This is a genomic window from Aureispira anguillae (assembly GCF_026000115.1).
Classification (GTDB): domain Bacteria; phylum Bacteroidota; class Bacteroidia; order Chitinophagales; family Saprospiraceae; genus Aureispira; species Aureispira anguillae.
Map to the genome: position 1 here is coordinate 4,683,418 of NZ_AP026867.1, position 11,583 is coordinate 4,695,000.

Below are 11,583 nucleotides of genomic sequence, written 5' to 3' on the forward strand. Positions count from 1 at the left end.
ACGGTTATCAATACACTATTGTTTGTGAACTTCTAGTTGTGCTCGTTTGAGAATCTTTCCCGCTTTATTTCGCAAAACTACCACATAATGCCCATTCGCTATAGCAGTCGTATTTACTTGATGTGTTGTTTCAAGAATCGTTCCTTCTGCCAATACAACACGCCCTAACATATCTACGATAGAAAGGTAGTATCCCTCCCTAGGCATATCCCTTGCCGCTACTTGGATTTGAACGGTTTGCTGTGCAGGATTAGGAAATAATTTTGCAGCAATCTCATTTTCCAGATAGCGAACGTCAATCGTGCTTGGTGGATTATTGATAATGGTATCCAAAAATTCTATGTTGGTAATTATTGTTTCGGCACTATCTAGTGTTAAAGTAACCAATGGTTGTTTCACTCCTTCTGACAAGAAGTTGTATTGGACTATAGTTCCACTTGTAGGAAATGGCAATTGCATAAATCCAGCTAAATCAAACCATTGAAAGCCCAAAAATGGAACATCCACCCCTACTTCTAATTTCATTGTAAAGTCGGTAACCACCTTTTGACGAAGTACATTATACGTACTATCAGCCATTGCACAAGTTCCCCAAGCATCTACTTCACGATCTTCATCGCCGTCCATTGCAATACGGATAGAATCTGGACTTAAAGGCAACCCAGATACAAGTGAATCAATCAATTGGCGCAAAAAAGGAACGCTATCAATATGTGCACCAAATCTAAACGTATAAATATCTGAGGCAATATCATTATAAGTCAATGGAACAATTTGCTTGATATGACTATTTGCATAATCATTGATAAAAGAAACCCCAAACAGCTCAAAACCTCCCCCTACACGTTCTACTTGTGTTGCCGTCACATCAGTATAAGCAATTCCAATCTGTCCCACCAAAGGCTGTAAGACATCTGTATTTGGAAACATTGCAAAATCAGCCCCTGAGGATGCTGGTTGAATGGTGTCATAATTGGTATTAATTGCCGTTAACTGAGAAAAGTCCCATGCTGTTGCTGTTGCGCTTGGTGCAGTGACTGTTAGTGTCGAATCGACAGCCGTAGAGATAGACAACACATCTCCTGCTTGTGGAAAACTAATTGCAGTATAAGTAATTTGTCCTACACTAGATCCAACAATTAATAAGCATAGTAAATTTAACAGTAAGTATTTTTTCATAATGGTATACATATTTAATATTTTGTACGTAGAGCTTTTTACCACACAAAAATACACATTATTACTGAAATTGCAGAATTCGCTTCCTTTTGATTTACGTTAAAGTCCTCATTTTATGGCTGTTCTTGGATAGCATAAAATCCATTAGAAGTTGTTTCTATTTGGGCTAAGGTTCGAGTCTTTTCAAAATAGTCATAAGCAGGTTTCATGCTTTCCCATAAGTGGATAACATTTGTTTGGTGACTCCATTCGCTTGCCAAAGTTGCGAGCTTATCCGCTTCCAAACGAGCAGGAAAAATATGAATTGGAATTTGAACTTGCCCCTTGTCCTTAGCTTCTACGGCCAAAATATACACATTAGGAATTCTTAAGTCTGTAATAGCCAAACAACCTACTGAAATGGTGTGACCATGTATACAAATAGAGCCGCCAATTTTAGCTTCTTCGGCATTTCTGATCACATCTGCTGAATTGGGATAGTTGATTCTCAAAGATATTTTATAGGAACTCTCTGGATTAAAATAATCAATATAATAAAACCCTTCTGGCACTTGCATATCCCCCTCTCTCCGCTTAGGTCCCAATGTGCTCATTCCCTGATAAAATGGGTAAGTGATCAATCGTGTATAGGTAGATCGTTCTTTGGGTTTCGCCCATAATTCCAATACTCCTTCTTCCTTAAAGGCACGCATATAAAAATCAATATTAAAGGATTGAATCCCTTTTGAAAGCAATAATTTTTTAATATAAGTAGCATTCTCTTTGTAGATATCCTGTACTCGCTCAAAGGACAATTGATGCTGTTTGAATGCATTAGATGCTCGATGTTCCCAATTTTCTAAATTAATGCTATCAACGGCAGCCTGATCTGCCTCATAGGTTAGCTCGTCTTCTACAAAGTCCTCTTCTGTTGGAAATTCTTTTTGATCCAACGCCAAAAGTAAGCTATCCATGAGCTTTAATTCCGCAACAACGCTATCTGGGAGGTCACCATAAAGGGCTTCATTTGAGGAAAGACCACTGCTATCGACCATTGATCTAATTGGAATTATGTTGTTGGGTTCTTCTTTGGTTATGCTTGTATTTTGGCAGGCAAGGATCATCATCAAAAAAGAAAGGCTTAAGAAACTATGAGTTTTCATCTGCTTGCTTGTTTTTAGTTTTCAACCTTATCATAACAAGCTATTAACAAAAAGATACAGTAGCTAAAGACCTAAACCTCTAAGGATTGTTAAAAAATTATAACAAAAGGTAATTTAGCCAAGGTTTCGGGAAAATTAGCCTAACTCAACAGTGCTCTAATGTATGATATTTGTCTCATCAAGTTAATACATTTATAAACACTTAAATTCTTTATTACAATGAAAAATAAATTAGTAGCCATTTTGTTTCTTTTAGTCGCTGTAGTTAATTTTGGATATGCACAAGAGCATACTTCTTCCTCTGTTATTAAGCTAGAACAAACACCAGGTAAATTTACAGTTCAAAGTTTAACGCTAGAAGCAGGAACCTACCAATTTGAGATTGCGAACAAGGGGATCAATCATGAAGTAGGGTTTGTAATTGCTCCCAAAGGAAAACCAGAACAAAAGTACCATATCAAAGAAGGTTATGTTCAAAAAACCATCAAAGCAGGAGAAACCTCATTAACCAAACAAGTAAGTCTAGAAAAGGGAGAATATATCTATTTTTGCCCACTAAATCCTACGCCTCATTATACGTTAATTGTTCAGTAAAACGTGCTTAGACGCAACCATTAATAGACTGGTATGCTTTGTCTGCAATAAAAATGCTCAAAAACATAAAAAAAAAACACTAATTATCCTTTGTTTTTTTGATAGTCTCCTAAAGATGTGTATCTTTGCCTGCCTATTTGTGATTTGTAGATAACAATTTAATTAAAAAAATGTACGCAATAGTAGAAATCAAAGGACAACAGTTCAAAGTGAGCGAAGGACAGGAAATCTTCGTACATCGCTTAGAAGCTGCTGAGGGTGATAAAGTTACTTTCGACAAAGTACTCCTCGTAGCGAAGGAAGGCAACTTCCAAGTTGGTACCCCAACGGTAGCAGCAACAGTAGAAACTACTGTTCTTGAGCAAGTAAAAGGTGACAAAGTCATCGTGTTCAAGAAAAAACGCCGCAAAGGGTATCGCCGCAAAAACGGACACCGTCAGCAATTCACAAAAATCAAAGTTGATAGCATTGCATAATGCTGAATCTTATTATTTAACCTTAAGTCAATAACTTATAAAAATATAAATCATGGCTCATAAGAAAGGTGTAGGTAGTACGGATAACGGACGTGATAGTAATAGTAAACGTCTTGGTGTCAAATTGTTTGGCGGCCAATCAGCTATTGCAGGTAATATCATCGTACGTCAACGTGGTACTAAATTCCACCCAGGTAATGGTGTAGGATTAGGTAAAGATTATACCATCTTTGCACTAAAGGATGGCGTTGTTGAATTCAAAAAAGGATTCAAGAATCGTACCTTCATTCATGTAGTATAAACATACTACCAATGATAAAAAGCCATTCCGAACCTGATTCGGGATGGCTTTTTTAATTTAAAGTAAGTAAGCGGGCATAAAAAAGTATAGATAAAAAAAATACCTATTTTTAGTACTAATCAAAGAAAAAAGTTGAAGTTTTAGCGAGCTAAGACGAAATTTTTTGATGAAGAGTAGTGCAAAAAGATTTATTTTTTTCCTGTAAATTATTGTGATCGATTACTTATATTAAAAAAATAGGCTCAATAGTAAGTTTGATTCAATAGAATCACAAAACTTGTAATTGAACCAAAAAATATTAATAATGGGCAATATAGTAGCTATTGTTGGTCGCCCTAATGTAGGTAAATCGACTTTCTTTAATAGAATGCTAGGCATGCGAAAGGCTATTGTTGATGATGTTAGTGGTGTTACTAGAGATCGTCAATATGGTTCTTCTGAATGGAATGGTCAAAAATTTATGCTTGTTGATACAGGTGGTTTTATTGGTGATTCTGAAGATGATTTTGCAGCAGCCATTCGAACACAGGTTCATACAGCCATAGAAGAAGCTCAAGTCATTCTTTTTATGGTTGATGTCAATACAGGAGTAACAGATTTAGATGAACACTTAGCAGAAATACTTCACCGCACCAAGAAAAAAGTATTGTTGGTTGTCAATAAGGTTGACAACAGTGCTCGTCATCTGGATGCACACGAATTTTGGTCGTTAGGTTTTGACCAAATGTTTCCGCTTTCTTCCAATTCGGGTAGTGGAACAGGAGATCTTTTAGATGAAGTCGTCAAATTACTTCCAACAGAAGAACTGATCGAGGACGATTTGCCAAAATTTGTAATTGTTGGTCGTCCCAATGCTGGGAAATCTTCTTTTACCAACGCTTTATTGGAGGAAGAACGCAGTATTGTAACAGAAATAGCTGGTACAACGAGGGATAGTATTCATGCCAAATACAGCAAATTTGACAAAGAGTTTTTGTTAATTGATACAGCTGGTCTGCGTAAGAAAAAGAATGTTTCTGAAGATTTAGAGTTCTACTCTGTTATGCGTGCTGTTCGCTCGCTCGAAAATGCCGATGTATGCATTCTTATGTTAGATGCAACCAAAGGTATAGAAGGACAAGATCTAAATATTTTTCGATTAGCAATCAAAAACAACAAAGGGGTTGTTATTTTGGTGAATAAATGGGACCTTGTTCAAAATAAGGAAACCAATACCGCTAAGGATTTAGAAGACAAAATTAAAGAACGTATTGCTCCTTTTACGGACGTGCCGATTGTGTTTATTTCTGTTCTAGAAAAACAACGTATCTACAAGGCGATTGATGTAGCTTTGGAAGTTTATGAGAATCGTTCTACTCGTATCAGTACTTCCAAACTAAATGAGTTTGTGCAAGAGATTGTTGCCGCACATCCACCTCCACCCCACCGTGGACATTTTATCAGCATCAAATATGCAACGCAAATTCATACTCCCTATCCAGCCTTTGCTATGTTTTGCAACTATCCCAAGCATATCAAAGAGCCTTATAAAAATTACTTAGAAAATAGATTTAGAGAGCATTTTAACCTGACAGGTTCTCCAGTTGTCTTTTTCTTCCGACAAAAATAACGCACTTCTCTATAATATTTAAGATGCCATTAGAATAAATTCTGGTGGCATTTTTTCTATGCCTAGCTCAAAAGTTTTCTTATTTTGTTGTTTGTATTGATTCATTTATACACTTAACGACAACGCTATGCTGCTTACTATTATCCTGCTCATCGTCACCCTCCTCATTGTCCCTTATGTATCTTTTAATTATGGAACAGCTCTAACCGAAGTACAAGAAATGATTCTCTGGGACAGTTCTTACATTTTGTTAGGAGCAATGGCCTATTGCTTTATTGTTGGCGAATTGGCTCGTAATAACAGTCAAGTCGATAAACTTTGGAGTATCATTCCTATTGTTTATGCTTGGTACATTACTTATGCAGGGGGGTGGAATGAACGTATGATCCTAATGTCTGTACTCGTCACCATTTGGGGCATTCGATTATCCTTAAATTTTGCCAGACGGGGAGGCTATTCTATAAAATTTTGGGAAGGCGAAGAAGATTATCGTTGGGAAATTTTGCGGCAACGTCCTGGTTTTAAGAACAAAGGAATCTGGTTTCTATTTAATTTATTCTTTATCTGCGGTTATCAGATGACGTTAATCTATTTATTTACCCTACCCGTTCTGACTGGATTAAGTGAAGCGGCTCCTGCTTTAATGTGGATGGATTACGTACTAGCAATAGCGTTTATTTTCTTTGTAGCAATAGAAACAATTGCCGACCAACAACAATGGAATTTTCAAACCGAAAAATATCGCCGCATCCATGCTGGTGAAGACTTGGGGGACTATGCCCACGGTTTTATTAGAACAGGGCTCTGGAGCAAAATGAGACACCCAAACTATATGGCAGAACAAGCCATTTGGCTCGTTTTTTATTGTTTTAGTATTATTGCAACAGGCGAGTTCCTAAATTGGAGTATTGCAGGGGCGCTGCTATTATTAATTTTATTCAAAAGTAGCTCTGATTTTTCGGAAGAAATTACAACAAAAAAATACCCTGAATACAAAACCTACCAAAATAAAGTACCTCGATTTTTGCCTTTTACCAAGTGGTAAAAATAAAAACTATCAGAAATGTCTAATTACTATTTTCCTAGCATTTCTGACAGTTTTTCATATTTAGAAGAACAAATACGGTCTTTTTAATATTGATTAAAAGTCCTAATTTATTTCATAAATCACCTTTCTAATTATCAAGGATTGATCGTTAAATGACAAGCGCAAGCTTCACATTCTCCCAATGTTCTAAAAGGTATTGCTCCTCCTCCTATGTACGTGTATGGACTGCACCTACCTTCTTGTCGATCAAAATAATAATAGATTTCATAGTTTTCTCCTGTAATACAAGTTACTTTATCAGGTACCATTGCACAGTGAACAGTACAAATAGATAACTTTACACAACTAACCAAGCAAAATATGATTATTCCAAATAAAAAACATCTAAAAGTGAACTGTTTTTGCAACATAATAAAGTTATATTTTAAAGGATTATAAAATTAGTACGATTCTATCTACTCTTTCTATTACTATCTATAAAACAAGCACCTAGGGGTTTTACAACAGCATAAAACTAGTAAACCAAAACAGGTCTTCCATCTTCACATATTATATCACTTGGAGCTGGTTCTATCATACAATTGCTTACCAAACCCCAATTTTGATTATAACTCATTTGAGCTTGTCTATACTGCTCCACCAATGCTAAAAATTGTGGCGTATTAATATTGACAGGATAGGCTATATATCCACTTGGACCACCACAGGGTTTGCTCCCAAATCCAACATAAGCCCATTCAGAAGCATCTTCACAGCTTATGCTTTCTGTTATTGCTATAATCCTTGATGCTATTTCATTCAATTCCCTGCCTTCCTCCTCTTGCGTTAGTTTTACCTCCTCTTTATTACAAGCTAATAGGGAACAAATTACGATCAGGAAAGCCATTATAATCTTTACTTTCATTATTTTTTTTGTTTTTTATTGATGATAAAATTGGGGTATTCATAAAATGAGTAGATAGGCTATAACATTAGTTACAGGCTCCCGCCGTCCAACTCGTTATTCCAGCACAACCAGCCATACAAGCATTACTATAGGTTTTCCCATTGCAACCACAAACAGGATCATACTCCATAGTGCAAAGACAATCTGGATTGGGGCGTTCTATACAGTTTGGGGCTACTGTTCCACAATCCATTGGATACGTATAAGAAACGCCAACGCATTCAGCAAGACAAGGATTGCCATACGTTTTTCCATTACAGCCAATAACGGGGTTATATTCCTGTGTGCAAATGCAATTCGGATTAGGACGTTCTATACAATTATTTTCTTTCTGACAACCAATCGTCGCAAAAAGAACAGTAAATAAAAATAAAAACGATAAACAAATTCGGTAATTCATAATAATTGATTTTTATAATTTTAATAATGGTTGTTTTGTATTTTAAGTTGCAAATACTGAGTTAAGTACAGTCCTCTCCCATTCCGTTTTCTGAGTCAAAAACAGGTTCAATACCTCTTACTAAAATATCCTTAGTGTTATGGATATAATACTCCGTTAATTAGCTCGTTACACTCGTGAGATAATTTTTTACTTTTTTACAAAAAAAAGCAAAAAAACATCTTGTATTCGATTGATTATTAAGTAACTAATGTTTTGAGTGGTAGAGTTTCATTGTTTTGATAATCAATCGAATACGATTTTTCAACGGAGTAATGATGGATACACACTAATTAATTAAAAACGATAACTCAACCTTAATTTAAATGCAAGCCCTAGATTTACTAGAACAGGAGAAGTTTCTATATCCTGCTGCCCGCCAGATTGTTGAGTCCCAATATTGGATCCATTAGATTGTTGAGCAATAAAGTTATACTCATAAGAAAAAAGCCCCTTTAGGTTAAAATGCTTGGATATATGATAATTTAAACCTGTTCCAATATAAATTCCCCAATACTGCATTGAAAAAGTAGACTTAAGCTCTGTTGTTTTACTAAAATCTAAGTCTTGCCCCTTTGCCTGCCCATAAAATGAGTGAATCCTTTGTTGATAATTCAGCAAATTCCATTGCCCTCCTAACAGAAAGATACACTCCAATCGCTTTTTTCCATATCGATAGCTCAATTCTAAGGGAATTTGATAATGTTTTAAGGCTAAATCTGTTCGAAAACCTAGTTCCACTAAATCTCCATCTGAAATTCCCTGCGGAAACAATACATCGATATGTTCTTGGATCAAGGTAGTTCCTAAATTAGACGACAAGGCGATATTGTCTTCTACATGTCCAGAAGTACTAACCTGCCCGTTTCCTGCCTTATAAGCAACCTCTATGTTATGATCTTCGTAAAGATTTGAAAATCCTAAATCAAAACCTGTTCCTATCCAAAAATTTCGAATGGGAGAAGCCGAACCATGAACCCCATGCGAATGAGCAAATAAAAATTTATTCTTTTTTACATCGGTCATGGAACGCTGACTCTCCACAGAACGAATCACATCGGTCATTATTCCTCTTCCTCCAAGTTGGTATCCAATCTCAAATTTTTTCCCTTTATGGAATTGCTTTAACTGAAAATCATCCTCTAACAATGGCGTTACAATTTGTTCTTGTGGCTCTTCTTTTATATCTACTATCTCAATTGGCTTAATTTCATTTATTCCATCTTTATTAGCCAACATCGATTTAGCTGCCTTATCTAAAGAAGTTGTACATTCCCTTAAATCTCCCAAAAGCAACTCTTTCTCTTCATTTAGGTTTTTAATTTGTTGTTTTTGCTGCTCGTTTCTTATTTTAAGGCGTTTTAGCTGTTGCTCCAAAACTCTATTGATTGCTAAAAGCTCTTGAGTTCTTTTTACTAAATGATCGTTGTTCTCACTATTTTTTACCTTTATTTCTCCTTGCTTTTGTTCCTTTTCTAAGGATGTAATAACATGCTGCTGCTGTTGGATAATAGCTTTTAAGCTGTTGTTTGTTTCTATTAAATCATCCTTCTCTATTTGTTCCCTTTTTTCATTTGCTCCATTAAGTGCATCAAACGGCTTACTTTTTTTCTCATTTGCACTATTCTTATTGATCTCTGTTTTTGAGGGTAATAAATCCTGCTGCTTAGATGTATTTAAAGTTATGTGCTGATTGTTTAAAGCTGTTAATGCTGCAATATCTTTTTGCAAACAACCAATATAAGCCAACATAAGCAAACCTATTGCTGCCAGCATCACATAAAAGAATAATACCTTTTTTTGCTTTTTATCCGCAGGCATAAGGATTTGCTCTAAAACCTGTTGTTTAGTAGTTTGGCTAGGTCTTGCCCAAGCTTCATCCTCGTTTTCCATATTGGAAAGTCTCTTACGAAGGAAATCTTCTAAATTCTTATTCTTGTCTTCCATAGCCTTATTTAAAAAAAAGTATTTGTATTTTTTGTTGCAAGACCTTCTTTGCCTTAGACAATTGAGATTTAGATGTCCCCACTGAAATATTAAGTGCCTCAGCGATTTCTTTATGCGAATATCCTTCTATCTCTCTCATGTTAAAAACAACCCTATATCCTGACGGTAATTGCTGTATTACACTAATTAATTCCTTTGTTGTAATATCACCTAGGATATTATCCGACCAATCTATATTTCCCTCTGTTAATTCTAAGTCTATAAAAGACTGCTGCCATTGATTCTTCTTCAAATAATTTAAAGCTGCATTTATAACAATTCGATTTGACCAACTTTGGAAAGATCCCTTCTCTATATCAAACTTGTCTAAATACTGGAATATACGAGCAACTCCTTCCTGAAAAATATCTTCAGCTTCAGATCTATTATGAGCATACCTCAAACAAAGGCAAAACCACTTTTGTTCAAACCTAGCGTATAACTCCTCTATAGCTAATCTATCTCTCTTCTGAACCTTTTTGATTAATAGGTTAATTCCTTTATTCATAGTATCTCTTTTGTCTTCTACTTACTAATATCAAGAATTAACTAAAAAGGTTGCCTGGCTTAAGAAAAATATTTTTTATTTTTTTAGCATTCGCAATTAAACAAAAAAAAAGGAGTGATAAAATCCTAAGATTCTATCACTCCTTTTATATTTATTATGGTGCTTTGACCATTTATGTTCTAATTAAACAACTTGAAGATTTAAAAAAAAAGAAGGCGGTGACCTACTCTCCCACCCTAGGGCAGTACCATCGGCGCTGAAGGACTTTACTTCTTTGTTCGGAATGGTGAAAGGTGTCTCCCCTTCGCTATTGCCGCCTACTATTCTTTGTCTTTTCAGACTGCTCTTCTCGTTCTTTATTAGAACGCTATTTCTTTATTAACATACTTTGGAGAAAAAACTTCAGCTCTTAGATAATTTTCTTGTATCTATTATTTTTTCTTCTATTTCTTTAAAAAAAATAGAAAGCTTTCGGGTCATTAGTATTGCTCGGCTCCCTAACATATCTCTACGCTTCCACCTGCAACCTATCTACGTCATCATCTTTAACGTCCCTTCATGGAATACTCATCTTGAAGTTGGCTTCGCGCTTAGATGCTTTCAGCGCTTATCCATTCCGAACATAGCTACTCTGCAATGCACACGGCTGTACAACAGATACACTAGAGGTTCGTTCAACTCGGTCCTCTCGTACTAGAGTCAAATCTTCTCAATATTCCTACGCCCACAACAGATAGAGACCGAACTGTCTTGCGACGTTCTGAACCCAGCTCGCGTGCCACTTTAATGGGCGAACAGCCCAACCCTTGGGACCTTCTCCAGCCCCAGGATGTGACGAGCCGACATCGAGGTGCCAAACCTCCCCGTCGATGTGAGCTCTTGGGGGAGATCAGCCTGTTATCCCCGGAGTACCTTTTATCCTTTGAGCGATGGCCCTTCCATACAGAACCACCGGATCACTTAACCCTAGTTTCCTACCTGTTCGACTTGTTTGTCTCTCAGTCAAGCTCCCTTGTACTTATACGCTCTTTGCACGATTACCAACCGTGCTGAGGGAACCTTTGGGAGCCTCCGTTACTTTTTAGGAGGCGACCACCCCAGTCAAACTACCCACCTAACGATGTCCCCAGCAGGGTTAGTCTCTAAGCAATTGAAGGGTGGTATTTCAACAACGACTCCACCAGCACTAGCGTACCAGCTTCATAGTCTCCCACCTATCCTACACATCAACTACTCAAAGACAACGTTAAGCTATAGTAAAGGTTCACGGGGTCTTTTCGTCCCGTTGCGGGTAATCGGCATCTTCACCGATACTTCAATTTCACCGAGCTCATGGCTGAGACAGTGCCCAGATC

Annotated in this window: 12 protein-coding genes and 2 rRNA genes (1 of these 14 only partly in view); 5 read left to right on the top strand and 9 right to left on the bottom strand. The window is 36.6% G+C overall.

Features of this window, described 5'->3' with window-relative positions; genetic code table 11:
* Positions 1-15: 15 nt before the first annotated feature.
* Both AsAng_RS18440 and AsAng_RS18445 read right to left on the bottom strand, forming a co-directional pair.
* Positions 16-1,179 (bottom strand): T9SS type A sorting domain-containing protein, encoded by a 1,164-nt coding sequence (locus AsAng_RS18440; protein ID WP_264788568.1) that lies wholly within the window; start codon positions 1,177-1,179, stop codon positions 16-18.
* A gap of 113 nt (positions 1,180-1,292) precedes the next feature.
* A complete protein-coding gene (locus AsAng_RS18445) occupies positions 1,293-2,321 on the bottom strand; it encodes a L,D-transpeptidase family protein (RefSeq protein ID WP_264788569.1) in 1,029 nt (342 codons plus the stop codon).
* A 219-nt stretch (positions 2,322-2,540) separates the two neighbouring features.
* Here AsAng_RS18445 and AsAng_RS18450 point away from each other — a divergent pair, with 219 nt between their 5' ends.
* From AsAng_RS18450 to AsAng_RS18470, 5 genes are all read left to right on the top strand, one after another.
* Entirely contained in the window at positions 2,541-2,915 is a 375-nt protein-coding gene (locus AsAng_RS18450; protein WP_264788570.1) for a cupredoxin domain-containing protein, read from the top strand.
* Positions 2,916-3,085: 170 nt separating this feature from the next.
* The gene (gene rplU / locus AsAng_RS18455; protein ID WP_264788571.1) at positions 3,086-3,391 is read left to right on the top strand and encodes a 50S ribosomal protein L21; all 306 of its coding nucleotides are present in this window, start codon (positions 3,086-3,088) and stop codon (positions 3,389-3,391) included.
* Between the two features lie 52 nt (positions 3,392-3,443).
* A complete protein-coding gene (gene rpmA / locus AsAng_RS18460) occupies positions 3,444-3,692 on the top strand; it encodes a 50S ribosomal protein L27 (RefSeq protein ID WP_264788572.1) in 249 nt (82 codons plus the stop codon).
* A 304-nt stretch (positions 3,693-3,996) separates the two neighbouring features.
* On the top strand, positions 3,997-5,301 hold the full coding sequence (gene der / locus AsAng_RS18465) for a ribosome biogenesis GTPase Der (protein ID WP_264788573.1): 1,305 nt from the start codon (positions 3,997-3,999) through the stop codon (positions 5,299-5,301).
* A 127-nt stretch (positions 5,302-5,428) separates the two neighbouring features.
* Entirely contained in the window at positions 5,429-6,346 is a 918-nt protein-coding gene (locus AsAng_RS18470; protein ID WP_264788574.1) for a DUF1295 domain-containing protein, read from the top strand.
* Between the two features lie 137 nt (positions 6,347-6,483).
* Here the strand turns inward: AsAng_RS18470 and AsAng_RS18475 are convergent, their stop codons facing one another.
* From AsAng_RS18475 to AsAng_RS18505, 7 genes are all read right to left on the bottom strand, one after another.
* Complete coding sequence (locus tag AsAng_RS18475; protein WP_264788575.1) at positions 6,484-6,657, bottom strand: BPTI domain-containing protein; 174 nt, start codon at positions 6,655-6,657, stop codon at positions 6,484-6,486.
* A gap of 206 nt (positions 6,658-6,863) precedes the next feature.
* Positions 6,864-7,253: a hypothetical protein gene (locus AsAng_RS18480; RefSeq protein WP_264788576.1), complete on the bottom strand. Its 390-nt coding sequence runs from the start codon at positions 7,251-7,253 to the stop codon at positions 6,864-6,866.
* 67 nt (positions 7,254-7,320) lie between these two features.
* Positions 7,321-7,695 carry a Kazal-type serine protease inhibitor domain-containing protein gene (locus AsAng_RS18485; protein WP_264788577.1) on the bottom strand — a complete coding sequence of 125 codons (375 nt, stop codon included), beginning with the start codon at positions 7,693-7,695 and terminating at the stop codon, positions 7,321-7,323.
* A 336-nt stretch (positions 7,696-8,031) separates the two neighbouring features.
* Positions 8,032-9,681 (bottom strand): hypothetical protein, encoded by a 1,650-nt coding sequence (locus tag AsAng_RS18490; RefSeq protein WP_264788578.1) that lies wholly within the window; start codon positions 9,679-9,681, stop codon positions 8,032-8,034.
* 4 nt (positions 9,682-9,685) lie between these two features.
* Positions 9,686-10,228 carry an RNA polymerase sigma factor gene (locus tag AsAng_RS18495; RefSeq protein ID WP_264788579.1) on the bottom strand — a complete coding sequence of 181 codons (543 nt, stop codon included), beginning with the start codon at positions 10,226-10,228 and terminating at the stop codon, positions 9,686-9,688.
* Between the two features lie 210 nt (positions 10,229-10,438).
* Positions 10,439-10,549, bottom strand: a 5S ribosomal RNA gene (rrf, locus tag AsAng_RS18500).
* 138 nt (positions 10,550-10,687) lie between these two features.
* Positions 10,688-11,583 (bottom strand): 23S ribosomal RNA (locus tag AsAng_RS18505); it runs 1,971 nt beyond the window's last position.

Bases quoted from the DNA above. Each gene is read 5' to 3' on its own strand.
- AsAng_RS18440 (WP_264788568.1), bottom strand. From the start codon at position 1,179: ATGAAAAAATACTTACTGTTAAATTTACTATGCTTATTAATTGTTGGA.
- AsAng_RS18445 (WP_264788569.1), bottom strand. From the start codon at position 2,321: ATGAAAACTCATAGTTTCTTAAGCCTTTCTTTTTTGATGATGATCCTT.
- AsAng_RS18450 (WP_264788570.1), top strand. From the start codon at position 2,541: ATGAAAAATAAATTAGTAGCCATTTTGTTTCTTTTAGTCGCTGTAGTT.
- rplU (WP_264788571.1), top strand. From the start codon at position 3,086: ATGTACGCAATAGTAGAAATCAAAGGACAACAGTTCAAAGTGAGCGAA.
- rpmA (WP_264788572.1), top strand. From the start codon at position 3,444: ATGGCTCATAAGAAAGGTGTAGGTAGTACGGATAACGGACGTGATAGT.
- der (WP_264788573.1), top strand. From the start codon at position 3,997: ATGGGCAATATAGTAGCTATTGTTGGTCGCCCTAATGTAGGTAAATCG.
- AsAng_RS18470 (WP_264788574.1), top strand. From the start codon at position 5,429: ATGCTGCTTACTATTATCCTGCTCATCGTCACCCTCCTCATTGTCCCT.
- AsAng_RS18475 (WP_264788575.1), bottom strand. From the start codon at position 6,657: ATGGTACCTGATAAAGTAACTTGTATTACAGGAGAAAACTATGAAATC.
- AsAng_RS18480 (WP_264788576.1), bottom strand. From the start codon at position 7,253: ATGAAAGTAAAGATTATAATGGCTTTCCTGATCGTAATTTGTTCCCTA.
- AsAng_RS18485 (WP_264788577.1), bottom strand. From the start codon at position 7,695: ATGAATTACCGAATTTGTTTATCGTTTTTATTTTTATTTACTGTTCTT.
- AsAng_RS18490 (WP_264788578.1), bottom strand. From the start codon at position 9,681: ATGGAAGACAAGAATAAGAATTTAGAAGATTTCCTTCGTAAGAGACTT.
- AsAng_RS18495 (WP_264788579.1), bottom strand. From the start codon at position 10,228: ATGAATAAAGGAATTAACCTATTAATCAAAAAGGTTCAGAAGAGAGAT.